Source organism: Ruegeria hyattellae (assembly GCF_041537925.1).
GTDB lineage: Bacteria > Pseudomonadota > Alphaproteobacteria > Rhodobacterales > Rhodobacteraceae > Ruegeria_C.
This window is the reverse complement of the sequence record NZ_JBGOSH010000002.1, coordinates 289,730-308,330: the sequence shown is the minus strand read 5'-3', so window position 1 is coordinate 308,330 and position 18,601 is coordinate 289,730. Positions and strand designations below refer to the sequence as shown.

12 protein-coding genes are annotated in these 18,601 nt (G+C 62.7%); 8 read left to right on the top strand and 4 right to left on the bottom strand.

Annotation, left to right across the window (positions count from 1 at the left end; genetic code table 11):
• Position 1: 1 nt before the first annotated feature.
• Genes AB1E33_RS05405 through AB1E33_RS05385 form a run of 5 tightly spaced genes read left to right on the top strand, consistent with a single transcriptional unit; the run spans position 2 to position 7,234 of the window.
• Positions 2–940 carry a hypothetical protein gene (locus tag AB1E33_RS05405; protein WP_372576238.1) on the top strand — a complete coding sequence of 313 codons (939 nt, stop codon included), beginning with the start codon at positions 2–4 and terminating at the stop codon, positions 938–940.
• Complete coding sequence (locus AB1E33_RS05400) at positions 937–2,310, top strand: hypothetical protein (protein ID WP_372576237.1); 1,374 nt, start codon at positions 937–939, stop codon at positions 2,308–2,310. The genes AB1E33_RS05405 and AB1E33_RS05400 overlap by 4 nt, the downstream gene beginning before the upstream one ends.
• Positions 2,307–3,518, top strand: a complete 1,212-nt coding sequence (locus AB1E33_RS05395; protein ID WP_372576236.1) for a hypothetical protein — start codon at positions 2,307–2,309, stop codon at positions 3,516–3,518. Before AB1E33_RS05400 ends, AB1E33_RS05395 begins: the two co-directional genes overlap by 4 nt.
• A gap of 51 nt (positions 3,519–3,569) precedes the next feature.
• Entirely contained in the window at positions 3,570–6,455 is a 2,886-nt protein-coding gene (locus AB1E33_RS05390; protein ID WP_372576235.1) for a trypsin-like serine peptidase, read from the top strand.
• 17 nt (positions 6,456–6,472) lie between these two features.
• Entirely contained in the window at positions 6,473–7,234 is a 762-nt protein-coding gene (locus AB1E33_RS05385; protein ID WP_372576234.1) for a hypothetical protein, read from the top strand.
• 74 nt (positions 7,235–7,308) lie between these two features.
• Here AB1E33_RS05385 and AB1E33_RS05380 read toward each other — a convergent pair whose 3' ends face one another.
• A complete protein-coding gene (locus AB1E33_RS05380) occupies positions 7,309–8,526 on the bottom strand; it encodes an endonuclease/exonuclease/phosphatase family protein (protein WP_372576233.1) in 1,218 nt (405 codons plus the stop codon).
• Positions 8,489–9,640, bottom strand: coding sequence for a DUF8508 domain-containing protein (locus AB1E33_RS05375; protein WP_372576232.1), 1,152 nt, complete (start codon positions 9,638–9,640; stop codon positions 8,489–8,491). Before AB1E33_RS05375 ends, AB1E33_RS05380 begins: the two co-directional genes overlap by 38 nt.
• A 510-nt stretch (positions 9,641–10,150) precedes the next feature.
• Here AB1E33_RS05375 and AB1E33_RS05370 point away from each other — a divergent pair.
• The 3 genes from AB1E33_RS05370 to AB1E33_RS05360 all read left to right on the top strand — a co-directional run bounded on the left by AB1E33_RS05370 (position 10,151) and on the right by AB1E33_RS05360 (position 15,934).
• On the top strand, positions 10,151–13,849 hold the full coding sequence (locus AB1E33_RS05370) for a hypothetical protein (protein ID WP_372576231.1): 3,699 nt from the start codon (positions 10,151–10,153) through the stop codon (positions 13,847–13,849).
• A gap of 21 nt (positions 13,850–13,870) precedes the next feature.
• Positions 13,871–14,869: a hypothetical protein gene (locus tag AB1E33_RS05365; RefSeq protein ID WP_372576230.1), complete on the top strand. Its 999-nt coding sequence runs from the start codon at positions 13,871–13,873 to the stop codon at positions 14,867–14,869.
• Positions 14,870–15,052: 183 nt separating this feature from the next.
• Positions 15,053–15,934: a cation diffusion facilitator family transporter gene (locus AB1E33_RS05360; RefSeq protein ID WP_372576229.1), complete on the top strand. Its 882-nt coding sequence runs from the start codon at positions 15,053–15,055 to the stop codon at positions 15,932–15,934.
• A gap of 6 nt (positions 15,935–15,940) precedes the next feature.
• On the opposite strand, the gene AB1E33_RS05355 is transcribed toward AB1E33_RS05360, so the two are convergent.
• Both AB1E33_RS05355 and AB1E33_RS05350 read right to left on the bottom strand, forming a co-directional pair.
• Positions 15,941–17,182 carry an ArsB/NhaD family transporter gene (locus AB1E33_RS05355; RefSeq protein WP_372576228.1) on the bottom strand — a complete coding sequence of 414 codons (1,242 nt, stop codon included), beginning with the start codon at positions 17,180–17,182 and terminating at the stop codon, positions 15,941–15,943.
• A gap of 47 nt (positions 17,183–17,229) precedes the next feature.
• On the bottom strand, positions 17,230–18,504 hold the full coding sequence (locus tag AB1E33_RS05350; protein WP_372576227.1) for an MFS transporter: 1,275 nt from the start codon (positions 18,502–18,504) through the stop codon (positions 17,230–17,232).
• Positions 18,505–18,601: the final 97 nt, after the last annotated feature.

The window sequence follows — 18,601 nt, the reverse complement described above, 5'->3', positions numbered from 1 at the left end:
CATGCCCGACCCCGCCGCCACGCTCTCGCGCTCGCTGGACCATGTGGCCAGCTTGCTCCACCGTGCGCGTCCGGGGTTTCCGGCGACGGTGGCGATGGGGCTGGGCGGCGATCCGCTTTTCATTGATCTGCCTGAGTATCGCGGCGGTCTGGGTGGCCAGATCAGCGCCGAGGCGCTGCAGGTGGTGGCCGCGCTTTATTTCTCCGCCGAGATCGAAGGCACCTATTTGATGAGCGTGGCCGAGGAACTGGCCGCCAACCGCTTTACCCTGAATTTGACCGACCGCGAGGCGGCGGAGCGGCTGGAAATTCTGGCTGATGCAATGCAGCAGGGCTGGGTGGGCCGCGATCTGCGCAACCAGATCTTCGCACGGGTTTTTGGTGTGGGTTATGCCGACGCCAATCTGGGCGACACGGCGGTGAACCGCGAATTTGAGCCACAACTGGCGCGGTTCTGCATCGCACTCTTGCGTGCTGCGCAGTCGCTGGGGGGCTATAGCCCTTCGACCGGGACCGCAATGCGCGCCGGAGTGGCGGCGCAGTCGCTGCTGGGGGCGCTCAGCGGCCGGATGCAGGGCAATACGCTGATCGTGGCCGAGCGGCTGTCGCAGCAATTGCGGGTGTCGCTGGATGCGCTCAACCACCGGGGGCTGGCGACGCTGTTCCGGGGTGCGAATGCCTGGGACGTGGTGCGCAACGTGCTGGGGCAGGATACGCCCGATCTGGCCGGTCACATCAACCGCGCCCAGACCGGGCTGCGTCTGATCAGCTGGATGGCCGATTACCTGCCCGCCCTGCGCAGCGCCGATAGCCGCGCGATTGCCACCGCCATTTCCAGCGAACCGCAGGCCGCCGGTTGGGCGGAGCTCTGGCTGACCGCCGCCGGGATCGACCCGGCTCCGCAGCCGACCCACCAGAGCGCGCCGGGGTGGTTGCAATGACCCGCTTCAACAGCCTGCCCGCCCCCTATGACCGCGCGCCTTCGCCCGAGGGTATCCGACCGGGTGCCGAGACCGTGTCGCTGGTACAGACCCAGATCGACGCACTGCTGAACCGCACGCCCAGCTTTTATGCGCTCAGCGCCAAGGACCGCGACCGGATGCGTGGGCAGTTGACCAATATCAGCGCCTATACCGCCGAATTGGCGCGCGACGCGTGGGCGCAGACCCAGCGGCTGGGCCAGACTCCTCTGGTGCGGCATGAACGCACCTACCGCCCGGTACCAGAGGACCAACCCATCGCCCGCACCCAGACCGCCCGCGCCAACCTGCAGACGGCGGCCACGGGCCGCGTCGCTGACATCACCCAGTCCACCTTGCGAGCAATCGCCTTTCCGACCTTCGTGGCGGACCTGATCAACGGTACGTTTGACGCCATCATCGGAGCCACGATCAAACAGATGCAGGCCTTCATGGAACTGGTCGAGAATGTCTCGAAATCCGTGGCCGAGTTTACCCGTGAAAACATCACCGACAATCAGGCGCGGGATTTTCTGGTGCAGTCCTATCCGGACCTGATGCAGATCGACACCTCCGAGGAAACCCCCCGCGTAGGCCTGACCGAAGCAGGCGAAGAGGCCGATAGCGGCGCGCTGGAGGGGATGCAGGGTCGTCTGGGCTTGCCTGACCCGGTCGCATCGCTGGATGATGAGACGATCGAAGAACAACTGGTGCCTGCCGCAAGGCGCAGGTTAGCGGAATCACGTCTGCAAATGCTCAGTTCCATGGTGATGCTGGGCCTGCAGCGCATCGTCATCCGGCACGGCAGGCTTCGCGCCACGATGGGGTTCCATATCGACGCCAGCGACCGGGCCCATGCGGAAGAGGCGTCGAGCTTTGATTTCAGCCACCAGAACTCGGTGCAGGGCATGTTCTATGTGGCGTTTTCGGCGCGCACCTCGGTGGCCTATGTCAGCTCGCAGCAATCCGACAGCGACAGTGCTATCAATGTGCAGGCCGACCTGACCGGTGAGGTCGATCTGACATTCGAGACCGATTACCTGCCACTCAACCGGCTGGCTCGCGCGGAAAGCATCGAACGCATTCGCGGCAACACCCCCAATCCCGAGGCCAACCACCCGATAAACGCCGCCGCCGGGATGACCCAGCGCAGCGCCAGCGGACCATCGGCGTCGCAGGTCGTTGCGGACCGGATGCAAGCCCACGCCCAGGAACCCGCCCCCACCATCGCCGATGGTCTGATCGACGCCGCAGGCCAGGCCGGGCGCGCCGCAACCGGAGCGGTTGGCAGCGCCGTCGGCGGCGCGGTCGAGGGTGCAGGCGCCACCGTGACCGAGGGAGGCGGCGGATGACCGACATGACCCAGCTTCAGGACACAAACCCGCTGCCCGGCCCGTTCGGGCAGAACACCGGGCCCGAGATGACGACCTCTCCGGCGGTGCAGGCGCTGGCCGCAGGCCAGGTCAAGGCGCTGCTGGAATCCGCGCCCGCCTTTTATCAACTGCCCACGGAGGCCCGATCCAGAATGCGCGACGATCTGGAACGGATCACCGCCTATACCGCCACTCTGATCGAGGATGACTGGACCCAGTCCATGAAACTCGACCAGACCCCGGTGGTACGCGAACAGCGGGTGGTGGACGGCACCATGACTTCATCCGCCCCGGCGCGTGCGCAGGCCGAAGGGTTCCAGCCCAATCAGGAAGGCGGGTTCACCCCAGTCGCCGCCTCGAACGTGGCCCGGATCACCGAAGACACGCTGAATGCCATCGCCTTCCCCACCTTTGTCGCGGACTTGATCAAGGGAACGTTCCAGGCGATCGTGGACAGCTCGATCCAGCAGATGGAGGCTTATGCCGAACTGCTCTCGAATGTCGCCAAGACTGTGCAACAATTCGAGGCCGACAACATCACCGACAACAACGCGCGCGACTGGCTGGCCGGGGCCTATCCGCAGGTGATCCGGCTGGATACCTCGTCCGGGCAGCCCCGTCTGGTGCCGCAAGAGGGCGCGGACGACGCGGCGCAACCGAATTTCCAGGGCGACCTGAACCTCGGCGAAGAGGTCACCAGCGTCGACGAGGAAAGTATCGAGACCCTTTTGGTACCCGCCGCGCGCCGCAAGATCGCGCAATCGCGGCAGCAGACGCTGGCCACGATGGTGCTGATGGGCATGAATCGCATCGTCATCACCCGCGGCCGGATCAAGGCCGCGATGGGCTTCCGCATCGACACAACCGATACGTCGCGCGCGGAATCGGCGCAGAAATTCGACACCAAGACCGAGGCCAAAGCCAGCTATGGCTGGTTCCTCTCTCCGGTCAAAGCGTCGATGAAGACCACGGTCAGCTATGTCTCAAGCTCAAAGAAATCGTCCGAATCCGAGATCGACGTCTCGGCTGATCTGACCGGCGAAGTCGATCTGCGGTTCAAGTCTGACTACTTCCCGCTGGAACGGTTCGCCGACACCGCCGTGATTGCGCAGATCCAGCAAAACACCCCGAACCCGGGCGCAAACAAGCCCATCACCGGCGCACCCGGAGGGCAGCAACAGCAATGACCCTCTGCGCCGGACAAAACCTTCAATTCCCGATCCCAGAAAGGACATGCCATGGCCATGCCGCTTGATTACGCCCGCGCCCGCCCCTTTGCCGCCGTCGATCCGATCATCGATGCCACCAACCCGTGGGATGCGATCCGGCAGATCGCCAGCTTTGCCGTTCGCCATCAGAATTTCCGCGTCGGCGTGCAGAACACCGGCTATTTCCCGTTCTCGGCGATCTGCAAACTGGTGATGACCTACCCGTCTGGCACCTATGGCGGCACAGGGTTCTACATCGCGCCGGACCTGATCCTGACCGCTGGTCACAACCTTTATGACACCGCCCCTGGCAGCTCGACGATTGAAGAGGCAACATCGGTGTCGATCCGCCCCGGACAACAGAGCAATTCCAACATTCCGCACCGTTTCAGCGTGCAGCGGCAGGACTGGACGATCCACCCGACATGGCAGAGTTCCGGCGCGACGGATCGCAGTCATGACATGGCGGTGATCCGCGTCACCCAAGGCCCGCCCAATGGCGAGCACTTCAAGCTGATCGACCACTCGCCTGCAGGCGACGCGCCCATCGCGGTCTGCGGCTATGGCGGGCAGGATGTGGCCAGCGACCGCCAGCATCTAGATATCGACCGGGTGCGCCGCCTGAGCGCGGGTGGCGAGATCGTCGAGTACAATCTGCAGACCCGCAAGGGCAATTCCGGCTCGCCAGTCTTCGCCCATTTCAACAATGACAGCTCCGGTGGCGATCTGCCTGAGGCTATCCCAGTCATGGGTGTGCACGTGGCGCGTGGGCGCAGCGGTGACAGCCATCACAATCGCGGCGTACTGTTGACGCCGGACAAGATCGACTGGGCGCGCGGTGGCGGCATTATGTCGGTGGCGCAGAGCTTGTCACGCCCCATCGCGGTCGGAGGGCTGCCGCTAATGACGCGCTCGCGCGCCTCGGTGGGTGGCCTGCCGCTGATGCCAGCACAGCCGATGCCGGTGGCAATGCCCGCCCCGGCCCCCGCGATGCCGCAGGAACCTGCAGGCGGCGCAGGCCCAACCCGTAAGGAGGTTCCGGTCAGCGCCCAGAGCTATTATGCCAGCCCCTTCGCGCGCAGCTTCATCGTCACCAATACCAGTCGGGGCATGAGCGTCTCGCGCCGCACCTTCGGCCATGACACCCACGACATCTCGGGCACCACGGTGCTGGAGGTTTCGGTGCCGAACATGCCCGATGGCGGTTCGGTACGCTGGAACATTCCCGATGCCGATGACCGCACCCGCGTGCTGTTCGAGGCTGGATCAGGAACCGCGCAGAGCGCCGGTGGAACCCGCGTCACACTGCGCTCGCTGGCGCCCGGCGTGGCACACGTAGATTGCATGGTCAAGGATGCCTCGGGTACCACGATCGAATCCAACAAATATCTGGTCAGTTCGCCGCATTTTGTGAAGATCGTCTTTGACGCAAATGTTGACACCTTCTTTGACGGTCTCGGCTTGCGCAGCCGCCGCGCCGCACTGATTGACGAGATGCGCGAAGTGATGCAGCTGCTGTATGAAGACACAAATATCCGTGTGATCTTCCCCGGTGAAAGTCTGCCCGCGCATCTGGTGGTGGGCGCCAATGCGGGCTTCCCGGGCGGAGAGGCGGTAGCTCCCTCGGTCTCGATCGCCAATATCACGGCGCAAGTGGGTGCCAACGACCCCGAGGAATCGCACGATACCGGCACGCCGACCGCGTTCGACACCAGCACGCTGGGGCGCAACCATCAGCCCGGCGATCTGCCTGCGCCGCTGAACCTGCACAATGTGGCCTCGGTCCTGCTGGGCCATATGCGGGTGATCGACGAGGTCGAAACCGTCGAGGATACGCTCGCCGGTGGCAGCCAAAGCTCGGCCAATCTGGATCTGGCGGCACAGATGTATGGCCGGCTTCTGGGTGAGACGACCTCGCATGAGGTCGGGCATTTCCCGCATGGCAGCTTCATTGTGCATGGTGGCTCGCTGATGGAAAGCGGCAGCGACCGCAGCTTTGCCGAACGCACCGGCATGGCGCCCGGCGCAGGCGGGGCGATCCTGGCCGATAATGGCCGCAACAACATCAACCGCCTGAGTGCCGCCAATCGCCGCGCCATCGAGAATATCCTGCCGATCGATCCGCCGCTCGATATCGCCGAAGAGCGCTCGCGCGGGCGCGTCGGCAGCTTTAGCATGGGCCGTGCGTTCTCGGGCAACACCGTGCATCTGCCCGGTGCCACGGTGCTGGAGGGCTGGCAGGCCGAGGTGCTGATCTTTGCCATCGAAAACGCCATCCGCGCCACGGCGGGCGCGATCAACCCAGCCACCTACCTAGCGGCGGCCTTCGTTGATTTCGACATGATCCTGACGATCTGCGACAGGCTGGATGTCACCATCGGCTTTGGCGGTGCGGTTGGCGCCGGTCTGGGCGAAGGCGGCACTGCCGGGGCGGGCATCGTCTTTGCACCTGGCCGCCGGATCGGCTTTTACGGTGCGCTGTCCGAGGTCAGGGGCTGGGTCGCGTCGGCCGGTGTGAACGGCCAGTTCACCGTGGTCCGGGGTGGCCCGGAAAACTTCGGTGGCACCAGCTATACCTATGGAGTCACCGTCGAAACCATCGGCTGGCTTGACGACGGGCTTGTGGGCATGCCGGTTGGTGCGCATGTAATCACCAACACACAGGACCAACCCATCGGCGTGACATTCGAAATCGGTCTCAGCGCCGGGGTGCCCACACTGTCCCTGATCGAGGCCACCGCCCAGAACGTGCATACACGCACCACGATCGCCACCCAGCAGGGACTGGTCCGGCCCTATTCCATGGGGGCGCCCGATCCCAATGGCGACATGAAAGCTGCGGCCATTGCCGAAGCGATCCACAAGGGGGCAACACCAGAGGCGGCAGCGCGCTTTGTCGATCAGCTTTTTTCCTAGCGGCTTCGCCCGCGCCGGTGGCGGGTCAGGGCCGCGCCCTGACCGTCGCCGGTGATGGTGCCGAGGCCGGTCCGGGTGGAAACCTCGTGGTACTGGACGAGACCCGCAGCTTTGCCGCACCCGAAGGTCATTTTCAGATACCGCGCATTGAAAGCAGCGAAGAGGTGTTCGAGGTCGATATCCCCGAGGGGCTGCAGCTGAGCCTGATCGATCTGGCGACGCCCGAGGCCTCACTGGCTGCCGGAGCCGAACTGGAGGCGCGACCGGAGCGCGGTGCAACCGGGCGGCTGCGGCTGGTGGTGCGCTGGTCACACCCGGTGCCTGCGGGCAGTGTCCAATTCCGGCTGCGGGTTCACGCCTCACCCGATGGCACCCCGCCGCCGGTGGTCACGCCGCTGACCGAACCCGGCTCGCACAACCGGATGCGTGCCCTGATCGAACAGGACGCTCCGGTCGATCTGGCCATTGACGGTCCTGTTGCCGAAGCCTTCCGCACCCAGATCATCGAACGCGGTGGACAGTTCATCGGGGCCGAGACCCAAAGCCGTCATGCCGGTCCAGTCTCTCTTGCCTTGACTGGCGGGGAGATCGTGCTCATCGTGATCGGGGTCTTGGCCGCCATCTGTATCGTGGTCGGTTTCACCACATTCGGCGCGGTGCTGATTATCGCGATGCAGAAGGGCTACAATATCGAGAATGCGGGTTACAACGTGGCCGTCGGAGAAGGCGCCAGCCGGCAGGAGCACGAAATGGTGTTCAACATCCGAAAACCCGAGTGACAATGCTTGAGAATGCAAAATAACCGACGCATTGAATTGCGTCGGACTTATGATTAAACGATTTAGCCAGGTCTTTAGATCAACAAATCAACTTCATAGTTATACAAAAACAACAATTCCACACTTCCTTGCGCGTCACCAGCTGAGGTGAGCAATGTGCCTCTATCGGTCTCGGTGGCCACGACCTCATTTGTGCCTACGAATTCAATCTCATCCACCCCGACCTTGAAGCAAAGCAAGATGTCATCGCCGAAATCGCCCTCGAAGACAAAGCTGTTGCGACCACGCCCACCATTCAGCAGATCGTCGCCCGCGCCGCCTTCGATCACGTCGCGACCCGGCCCGGCAAAGATGAAATCGTCACCGTCGCCGCCCAGGATGGTATCCCTGCCCCGGCCACCGCTGAGCGTATCATGCCCGTCGCCGCCCTCGATCAGGTCACGCCCGCGACCGCCCGGTATCACGTCGTTGCCATCCTGGCCGAACAGCTGGTCGCGCCCGTTGAACCCGATGATCACATCACTACGCCCGGTGCCTTCGATCATATCCTTGCCTCTGCCACCCAACAGAAACTCGCCGGGATCGTTGGGGTCTTCGATCAGAAAGCTGGCCACGACCGGGTCGTGATCCGAGGCGAAATCGGTGAAGTCGGTGTTCACGTGAACCACGTCCACCTCGACCCCATCCAGCAGCCGGTCGGTGACAAAGATGTGGTCAAGTGCCTGGCTGTTACCCTGGAAGTTGAAACTATAGGCCTCATCCCCCTCAAGCTGGGTGATCAGGTTGGTCAGCACCTTTTTATCACCGACACCGGGCAGGTCCTCGGCCAGTTCGTCGGTGAACTCGAAGGTGTTGAGATCGCCCAGAACCGTCACCCGCGCATCCGGGTCAGAGGCCAGCAACCCGTCAACCACTTCGTTCAACGCCAGCGACTGTGCCGCGCGTTCGTCCTCGCCCGCCTGTACGAAGGGCTGTGGTCCGCCAAAGATCGGGGTCGAGCCGAAGCGGGACGAGAAGTGGTTGTTGATCAGCGTCACCTCCTGCCCATTGAACTCGAACACGCCCAGCAGCGGATCGCGGCTGCCCTCGAAGGCGTCCGGGTTGGTCACGCCAAGCCCGGCCAGCACATCGGATTCCAGCGTGACGAACTCTTTCGCTTCAACTCGGTCAGGATTGTAGAGGAAAGCGTTGCGGATATTGCCGCCCGGCACACCGCCATTTTCGCCATCCTCATCCACCACGGCGCTGTCAAATTCATAGCGCGGCCCCCCCCGCCGCCTCAATCGCGTCAACGATTGCCAGCAGCGTTTCCTCGGCGCTCAGCGTGCCGTCATCGGCAACGCCACTGTCATCCTGCACCTCTTGCAGCGCAAGGATGTCGGGCGCGCCCAGATTGTTCACGATTTGCTCGGCCAGTTGCACGATCTGGTCGGCATCGCCATCCGCCTCGGCAGCGGTCACGTTGACGATGTTGTAGGTGGCTACGGTCAGCCGGTCGTCACCACCTTCGATGGCGGTCACCTCGGCCGTGTTGGCGGTGAGTGTTTCGACCTCGAAAGCTTCGGTCACCTTGACCTCGAAATTGCCAAAGCCGTAATCCACAACACCGGTGATATCCGATAGGTTGTCACCCAGGTTGATGGCGGGTCTGTCACAGCCTTCGGGCAGCAGATCGCTGTCATACTGGATCTGGATGCGCTCGGGGTTCACATCGCCGGTTCCATCGGCATCGGCGTTGATGTTCAGCCCACCGCGATCGTTCAAACCGCCGCCAGGCGAAGTGACACCCGCACCGTCATCGGCGGCAACCCAGGTCTCGCTAAACCGGTTGGTGGCGGAAATGGCGGTGGGATTGTCGATGGTAACCCGCATCCCCTCAAGGCTTTCGTAGAAATCGATGCCGTCGGTCTCGGGGTTGAAGGTCCCCGGCTCCTCCTGCAGGTTCACCGGCAATTCGTTGTCCGAGATCACCACCTCGGTCGGCGGGGTCCGACCCACCGCGCCCAGAATGATTGCCGCAGGCAGGGCGTTGCCGCTGCTGGTCACCTCTATCTCTACATCGGAAAGCTGCGTGGTCGACAGGTTGCCGCTGTCGGTGCCACCCGGAGTGAACTCGCTGACCACGCCGCGCAAATCAACTGTGTCGCCGACCGATACCAGATCACTCGCACCGTTGCCGGTGAAGACAAAGATCGCGTCCGATGTCGCGTCGTCACCGTCGCCTTCGGGATCCTGCACATAGAAGCCCGAGCGATCCACCGCCGTGACAATGCCCGAGGTGCGGACCACCTGCCCTACATGTTCGGAGACATGCCCGACACCCTGAATTTCGGGAATGGTCAAATCGCTGACGTCCAGAAAGGCCAGCGACTCCGAGTTGTTTAGAATTTGCGGTGTGTTGGTCATTAGTAAGCTCCCAAAGAACTGTTGGTCAGGGTATCGAACCGGCAACGTGCGGTCAGAAACACTCCGGGCTAGAACCGGGCGCATCCAGAACGGTCGCTAATTTCGTTGCCCCGCCCTCGCTGGCCTGGCTACCCGAAAGAGGTCAAGGGGTTTGTGCTGGCACTATTACGGTTTTGTGCAACTCCGAGGGAGTTATTCGGAATGCCACTGTCCGCTTGGCGCGTATTTCAAGCGCGAAGCACCGGGGCTCCTGTCTGGCCACCGCCGCGGGCCCAAATCGGGTACGCTGGAGCGCGGTGATCTGTAAATGATTATGCGGAATCAGGCGCCTCTGGCAGCGTGTAAGCAGTGCCAAAATCCATCGGCACAGATTCGCCACTGGCCGCGCACGTAGCGCCTGAAATACGCTGATCGGGCCGAATCGTGTTATGATTGTATTCATACTGGCACCAATTTGTGTTGGCATAAATTTTTATATTTTCGTTTTTTCAATTGGTTAAGGGGTTCATTGTGGCTGATTCAGACCGACTTTCCCGTTCCATCTCCGTTTCCGTGCCGGATGCAGAACCGCAGGCAGAAGAGGCCTTGAAATTCTCGGCTTCGGGTGATGCGGTCACCGCCGTCATCTCTGACAAACGCAGCGAGCAGGACCGCTTGCGCGCGCTCAGACGTGGCGAAGGGATCGAACTTTCGCCAGATGCCGTCGCTGAACTTGTCGAGCGCCGCAGCCTTGGCATGACGGCGGTGTTCCGACAGCTTGGCACCTTCAAGAAGGACCTGGGCGAGGCCGGGTTCTTTGCCGGTTTTCCCGCCACGCTTGCGACCAAGCTGCGCGGAGAGATCCTGAACCCCGACGGCTCACCCGCCGAGCGGCTGATCATCGAGGCGCTGCGCCCAGAATTTGGCACTAACGAAGGCATGGGCAGCTTTTCGTGGCCAGTCCCCAAGACAGTGACCGACCGGCGCGGGCGGTTTTCGCTGGCCCTGCCGGGTCTGCGGGCGCCGCAGAACGGGCTGCGCCTGCGGTTGCGCGGGCAGAATGCTAGCCTGACACATGCCGTGTCGCGGGTGGATGCCATCGACGGCCAGTTGGGTCTGGTGGTGCTGGAGCGTACCCTGACCCCGTTGGCCCGCTCGGTGGTGGGGGAGCTGACGGACCTCTTCCCCGTTGATTCCGAGGATGCGGACGAGAATATCGAGGATTTCCAGTCGAACCAGCCGCCGCTGGTGCTGGGCGAGGGCGATTGCGCCTCGGAATACCGGACCGAGGGTGGCACTGTCTCGCGCCGGCGCTACTCGGTGCTCTACCGTCTGACCGATCCGCTGGTGGGGCCTGCCAACCTGACCCGCGACCGGGTGGTCGGCGGCGTCACTTTTCCCACCACGGTGCCCGGCAGCGCGTTCGTGCGGGCGGGCATCAGCGCGTCCAACGTCCTGAGCGCCTTGCAGAACGGCGGCGGCGACTGGAACTTTCGCGACCGGGTGCCGATTGAAGAGCCGATAGATGTCGAGGATTTCTTCGAGGATCTCGAGGCCCGCCCGACGAACGTGCCCAAGGCTTCCAGCCTGTCGCTGGGCTATGTCGCCAAGATGCGCTCCACGGCGGTGCATGCCGGGCTGTCGCTAGGGCGTCTGATCTATTCGCTGCCGCTTGCACCGGGCGAGGAGCAGCGCATCGTGGTCTCCGAACAGCGCGAGACGCTCAGCGTGCGCGAACGCGAAAGCCTGAGCTTCAGCGAACAACAGGAATTCGAGGAAAGCCGTGATACCTCGTTCGATTCCACCTTCAACACCGCACTGAGCGAGTTGATCCAGGGATCGTCCCGCTTCAACACCAATAACAGTTCAAGCTCCAAGGGCTTTTCGGGCGGCGTCGGCGGAGGCATTGGCGGATTCATCGGTGGTCTGTTCGGCGGTATCGCAGGCGGCGCAGGTTGGACCCGTGGTTCGGCCAGTTCCAGTTCCAGCGGCTCATCTTCGGCCTCGCAGAACACCTCGCGCTCGTTCCTGTCGGAAACCCACGAGGCATTCTCGTCCTCGCTGGAACGCTCGGCCTCGGTCAAGCGCCGGTCCAGCCGGACAAGCGTGCGCACCGCCACCGCAACCGACCGGCGCCGGGCATCGACCAAGTTTGTAGCCAACCGCAACCATTGCCATGCCATGACCATGCAATGGTTTGAGGTGTTGCGCGATTTCTCGATCGAGACGCGGATCGAGGGCGTGCAATTGGTCTGTTTTGTGCCGATGCAACTGATCGCCTTCCGGCGAGTGCCGCAGCCCGAAGCGCTGCCGCCAGCAGTCAACCGCGCGTTCCTGCTGCATCGCTACGCCACCGTGCTGCGGCATGCCGCAACCCTGCGTAAGGAATTCGGCAGCCGCCGCAGACGCCGCAGCGCGCTGCGCCTGCTGGAAGAGTTCGCCGCCGATCCCTTTGCCCAACCGCAGAACAATGTGGGCACAGCGCAGGACATCGTAAAGTTCGCGGCACGTGGCGTCTTCATGCCCAATGACGATATCTCGGCGGCGATCATCACCAAGGATGGCGACCGGATCGGTCCGGTGCCGCTGGTGGGCGCCCCCGTGGATATCGACGATTTCTACGAAAAACCGGCCAAGAACCGCGAGAACCTGCTGGTGCGGTTGGCCGATACCCGCCGCAACACCGTGCGCACCACGACCTATGAGGGCAGCGTTGCCCTGCCCCGTTCGGTCGAACATGCCGATATCGCGCGGGTGGAGCTCTATCGCCGCACCGGGCGTTTCGCCTATTCTTTCTTTACTGGGGGAGACGTGATCACCCTGCCCGGTCTGCTGGGTGATCTGAGTGATGGCATCCTCGGCAACGACGATCCGGGCCGCGCGCTGCGCGATATCGAGCGCAGCCTGAACACCTCGCTCAGCGGGGGTGAGTTCGACGACCAGATCGGCGCGCCGCTGGTCACCCGGTTCAGCGCCACGATAAATGACGGGCAGGCGGATGAGGCCACGGTGCTGGATGATGGCAGCGTGCAATCCCTGCCGCCCCGGCTGCCTTACGCGGTGGCGGCGGTAAATGATGTGCTCAGCCGTCGCGACCTGCGCCGGATCGAAGAGATGTACCAGCATGTGGTGTCCAACACCGTGTCCTATTCGCGCTCGATCTGGGAAAGCATGACCGACGAGGAACGCGCGATCCTGCTGGAGCGTTTTACAATCGGCGTGCCCGAAGGCGGGCTCGAGGACGCATCCTCGGAAATCCCGTTGCTCAGCGCGGTGTCGAACCGGGTGCTGGGGTTCTACGGCAACTCGATGATCATGCCATTCCACATTCCGGCGGACCTGTCGGACCGGATTGAGCTGACCACCGGCGATATCCAGGACAGTCTGATGCGCTTCCACCGCGAGGATTTCCGCCCGCCGCGCCGCTCGATCTCATTGCCCACACGTGGGCTGCTGGGTGAGGCCGTTCTGGGCCGATGCAATTCCTGCGAGATGATCGATCACCGCCGGTTCTGGAACTGGCAGGATTCACCGACGCCGCCGCCCGTGGGCGACGCGCCGGTCCTGCCCTCGGATGACAGTTCGATCTTCGGCACCCGCGCGCCCAGCGATCTGGCCACGAACCAGCCGACGAACGCTCTGACCATCGCGGGTGGTGATATCGGCACTGGCAGTACGATCCCGTCCTCGCCGCTGGCCGAGATTCTCAAGGCCGCGCCCGATCTGGCCCGTGCGGGCACCGATCTGACCGGGCTTGAGGCGCTGCAGAAACAGCTTCAGGCCGAAACCCAGTCGGTGCAGGCGGGCCGTGACAAGGCGGTCGATTCCGCCACCGACCTGACCAAGGATCTGGTCGGCAAGGCCACCGAATTGGCGGGCAAGGCCAAAGATCTGGCCGCCGCAAAGGCGCTGGCGCAGGACAAGGAGGTGAAGGACAAGAAAGCCGCCGACAAATCCAAACTCGCGGAGTTTACGAAATTCGGGGAAAATGCCGGAAATATCAGCGCGCTGGTGGGCGCGCAGGACGAAGACAAGCGGCGTGATTTCTTCGCCGGATTCTTCTCGGACTTCCCCGGCGGCGCAGACGCACTGAAGGACCCAAGCAATGCGAACATCCTGTCAAATATCTTTGGTGCTTTCGACAAGGTCAACACCGAAGCGCCCGACGGGTCGAACCGGAAGCTGGGCAGCGCGGCTGCGCTGGACTTCCTGAACAGTCTTGGCGGCTGAGCGAGTAGAGGAGAAGTTGTTATGAGTGATACAAGTACAAACCTGCCCGAAGAAACGTCGATCGACGAGGATGTCGCACAGGCGATCATCTCTATCCTGGAAACCACTAATTCCCCGGCGATCCAGCGCGCGCGCGAGGTCATCGCGCACCGTTTGGCGATCTCTGGCGATGTTGCACCCTCGCGCATCCCGCCGCCACGCAACATCACCGAGGTGGGCGGATATCTCAACCTGCTGACCGAATATGACGAGGTCGAGCAGCGCTCGCGCATGATTGCCGCGGCCCTAGGAATCGCCGGGCCGCAGATAAATCTGCCGCAACCCGGCGCCCTGCCACCACTCAGCTTCGTCACCCGCGCGCAAGTCCGGCCCGTGGGGCCGCAACAGGCCAGTTTCCCTCTTGATTTCAGCCTGCGCAGTGATTTCATCGAGGCCTTCGACACCGCACTGGTCGGTATCGCCGCGCGAGGGGGCGCGATGCCGGTGCAGAGCGCACTGCGCAATCTGCCCCTTGCGGGCGGCATGGCGCCTGCCGACGGGCCAGCGCAGATTGACCTGATCGGGCGGCTGTTGCGGCTGGCGCCCACGGCGGCGCTACGTGACCCGGCAGTTGATCCGCTATCGATCACACGCCCCGATGCGGGCGGTGCGTTTCAGGTGATGGCGCGGGTGATAGACCCGGCCGCGACCGATGCAGGCACCATCCCTGCCGAGGACTGGGCCAGCTGGCAATGCGACGCCGCCCAATGTTCCGAGGTCACCAGCAATGATGCGCGCTTCGACCTGACACCGATCCTGAATGCGGCGGGCTGGCATCAACCTTCGGCACTCAGCAATCCGACCACCGTCACCGATGCGGGCAACTGGAGCGTCTGGCACAACATCACCGGGCTTGTTCCCGGCGAAACCCGTTTTGGCGACGAGTTGAACCTACTCTACCCCGCCGAGGCGATCCTGACCTCTCCTGTTTTTGCGCAGCTCGACTTCGTCTGGACCGGAAGCGAATTTGCTACCCCCTGATCCGTTCCCCCCCGGATCTGCCACTCCGCACGCCGCAGCGCCTGATTGGCGCTGCGGCGGTCAGTTTCGCCTCTGCGCGCAAATCTCTTTTGCCGCTTGCGAACTCATCAAACCCGTCACAGAGTGCTAAAAAACTGACGGCGGAATCCGGAAGGCCGGTGGGCCGCTCAAGGAGGCCCACTCATGGCCCATCACGACCATTCCGCCACGGCGCATCACCATCATCACCACGCTGCCAACGAGAAAAAGGTTGCGCTGGCAGCGGTCCTGACCGGGCTCTTCATGGTTGTGGAACTGGTGGGCGGGCTGATCTCGGGCTCGCTGGCGCTGATCGCGGATGCCGGGCACATGCTGACCGATTTCGGCGCGATGATCCTGGCCTGGACCGCGTTCCGTCTGGCCCGCCGCCCCGCCGACTGGAAACGCACCTATGGGTTCGACCGATTTTCGGTTCTGGCGGCTTTTGTGAACGGACTGGCGCTGTTCCTGATCGCGATCTGGATCACCTGGGAGGCCTGGGGTCGCCTCTCAGACCCTGCCCCGGTCATGGGCAAGGTGATGATGTGGGTAGCGCTGGCCGGGCTGGTAGTGAATATCGGGGTCTTCATCATTCTGACGCGCGGCAGCGGCGATAACCTCAACATCCGCGCCGCTGTACTGCACGTGATTGGCGATCTGCTTGGCTCGGTCGCGGCGCTGATCGCCTCAATCGTGATCATCTATACCGGCTGGACCCCGATCGACCCGATCCTGTCGGTTTTTGTGGCGCTGATCATTCTGCGCGCCGCCTGGTCGGTGGTGCGGGACAGCGCCCATATCCTGCTCGAGGGCGCACCGACGGGGTTCGACCGCGACACGGTGACCCAACAATTACAAGACCAGGTGCCAGGCGTTGCCAAAGTCGGGCATTTCCACGCCTGGTCGATCACCCAAGAACGTAGCATGGCGACGCTGGAGCTAACGGTTGATCCCGCCATCGACGCGCAATACGTCAAAACGCAGGTCAAGATCTGGCTGAACGAACAGCACGGGATCGGCCATGTGACGGTCGAGCTGTGCCGCTGACCACAATCACCCGCCCAGATGGGTTTCCAGCATTAGGATCCAGGCGATCGTGATCCCTGTCGAAACCAGTCCGATGGGCAGCACATCCTTCATGAACTGGGTGAAGGTGACTTCTTCGGCGCCCATTCGGTCGGCCATCTGCAACACGATCACGTTGCTTGCCGCGCTGATGATGAAGACATTGCCCGCCAGCGTCGATACGCCCGCCAGCATCATCAGGTTGGGCACCTCGAACGAGGGCAGCAGCTTCAGATACATGTCCACCAGCGGTACGTTCGAAAAGACCTGACTGCCGAAAAAGCTGATCCCGGCGGTAACCATGGGCTCGTTCATGTGTTGGCGCTCTTCGCCCAGCATCGACTGCAATGAGCCTGAATCCAGCAATGCGCCGGTGACGATGAACATTGACACGAAGAACACCAGCGTCGGCCAGTCGAGCCGCAAAAAAGTCCGCACCCGCGCGCCGTCAAACAGATAAACCGGCAGGCAGGCGATGGCCGCTGCCACGCCCAGCGGATAGCCAATATCGGACCCGGTCGCGGCCAGCACACTTTCCACCGTCACCAGCACTACCAGAACAGCAATCGCCAACAGGACCGGCCATTGCGTGCCCTCTTGCCCTTCAATCTCTTCGGTGCCTGCCTCGGGCGTGGTCACCACCATACGCCATGACAGCCACAGCGCGCTGCCACCCAGGCAGATCAGCGTGGGCACGATCAGCCAGATCAGAAAGGTGACCATGGGGGCCGGAACCTCGCCGCTGGCCGCGATCAGCAAGTTCTGAGGATTGCCGATCGGGGTCGCCATGCTGCCGACGGTGACCGCCACACAGAGGGCCACCAGAAATGTGCGCTGATCCGCACCGGTCTGATGCGCCAGCATCAGTGCAATCGGGGTGCCGATGATGGCGGCTGCGTCGTTGGTCAGGACGGCGGCGACTAGCGCAAAAAGCAACATGAAGGCGACCAGCGACACGCCGGGCGTCCTCCACCCCACCATCCACCCGGCGATCCGGTGCGAGATACCGTTTTCGTAAAGCGCCCGCCCGATGGAAAACACCGAAAAGAGATAGAGCATCACATTCCAGTCAATCGCCTTGAGTGCGGCCTGCGGTGTGATTGTCATACTCACCAGCAGCACCACGGCCCCCGCTGTCATCACATGCCAGATCTTCAGGAACGATGGCAGCCATTCGCGAATGGCGATCAGAGTGAAGACGGCGATTGAAACCCCAAGGCTGAATGACATGGGCATTCTCCGGTATTGGTTGCGTGGTCTACGGGAAGCGCGGCTTGTCAGGTCTCCGAACGAGAGGGATCGGCCATATCACGGCGGGCATGCTGGGCGGTTTCCGGCATCAGGAACGCAAAGATGAGCGCACCCAGAACGGCCACGCCCGCAAGGAAATAAAACGCCATGTCATAACTGGCGATCTGCACGATCTCTTCGGCGATCAGGTTGCTGGCCGAGGCTCCGACGCCCACCAGAGTCGCCAGCGCGCCCTGTGCCACGTTGAATCGCCCCGTGCCCTTTGTGACATCCGAGACGATCAGCAGGAATAGCACCGCAAAGATTCCATTGGCCACGCCGTCCAGCGACTGAATCGCGACCAGCGATACCGAATTGTCGGTCAGCGTATAAAGCAATGCGCGGATCGGCAGGATCGAGAATGCGATCAGGAACAGCGGTTTGCGACCCCAACTATCGGCGGTCTTGCCGCAGAGAATGGCCATGGCGATCATGATGAACTGAGCCGAGATGATGCAGGCCGACGTAAACGCAATGCCCGATTTAGTATCACCGCCGCTGGCCACTTTCTGGCTCACCAGCGGCAGCATACTGGCATTGGCAAAATGAAACAGGATGATCGAAGCACCAAAGATGATCAGGCGTTTCTCGCTGAGGATGGTGGTAAAGCCGCTGGGTTGTTCCTGGCCCTTGCTGTCTTCGGCGACACCTCCGCGCGCGGCCTCATGGTCGATCTGTGAGGGTTTGATCAGCGTCGTGCAAAAAATCATTCCGACACACATGGCCGAGATCAGAATGAAGACTCCATCAACAAATCCCGCAAGCGCTAGTCCGGCAGCTATGGCTGCTGCCACTACGTTGCCGGCATGGTTCCAGGCCTGATTGGCGCTGGTCTGCCGGGTGAACGCCTCGCGCCCGACAACCCCCAGCGTGATTGCGGCGATCAGCGGGCCAAGGAAGGCAAGCGCAACACCCATTGTCGCCTGCGCGCCATAGATTGCATATTGCGAATCCGTGACCACCAGCATCAGCGCGGCAACCCCAACGGCAGAGATGCAGGCCACCATCAACCCGAGTTTTGCGCTGGTCCAGTCGATCAACGCCCCGGCGGGCGTCTGTGCCAGCACCGTCACGATGGACCCGAGCGCCAGCGCAAAGCCGATGCTTTGCGGCGACCAGTGCAGCTGCGCCAGCAGATAGATTGCTAGGTAAGGCCCGAACCCTGCCGTGACATCGCCAGCGAAAAAGTTGATTCCCAGCAAGGGTCGGCTGAGCGGGGCGGGAGCGCCCTGCCCCATACCCGTCTGCGTATCGCTGGTCACCGTATTCTCATGCGCACTAAAAGCGCCTCCGGTTGGACGGGTTCCCGCGCGGCGCATGGGATGCGCTACAGGTGCCCTCTTGCAGGCACTTTGGCCT

Bases quoted from the DNA above. Each gene is read 5' to 3' on its own strand.
- AB1E33_RS05365 (WP_372576230.1), top strand. From the start codon at position 13,871: ATGAGTGATACAAGTACAAACCTGCCCGAAGAAACGTCGATCGACGAG.
- AB1E33_RS05355 (WP_372576228.1), bottom strand. From the start codon at position 17,182: ATGTCATTCAGCCTTGGGGTTTCAATCGCCGTCTTCACTCTGATCGCC.
- AB1E33_RS05395 (WP_372576236.1), top strand. From the start codon at position 2,307: ATGACCGACATGACCCAGCTTCAGGACACAAACCCGCTGCCCGGCCCG.
- AB1E33_RS05360 (WP_372576229.1), top strand. From the start codon at position 15,053: ATGGCCCATCACGACCATTCCGCCACGGCGCATCACCATCATCACCAC.
- AB1E33_RS05390 (WP_372576235.1), top strand. From the start codon at position 3,570: ATGGCCATGCCGCTTGATTACGCCCGCGCCCGCCCCTTTGCCGCCGTC.
- AB1E33_RS05405 (WP_372576238.1), top strand. From the start codon at position 2: ATGCCCGACCCCGCCGCCACGCTCTCGCGCTCGCTGGACCATGTGGCC.
- AB1E33_RS05375 (WP_372576232.1), bottom strand. From the start codon at position 9,640: ATGACCAACACACCGCAAATTCTAAACAACTCGGAGTCGCTGGCCTTT.
- AB1E33_RS05400 (WP_372576237.1), top strand. From the start codon at position 937: ATGACCCGCTTCAACAGCCTGCCCGCCCCCTATGACCGCGCGCCTTCG.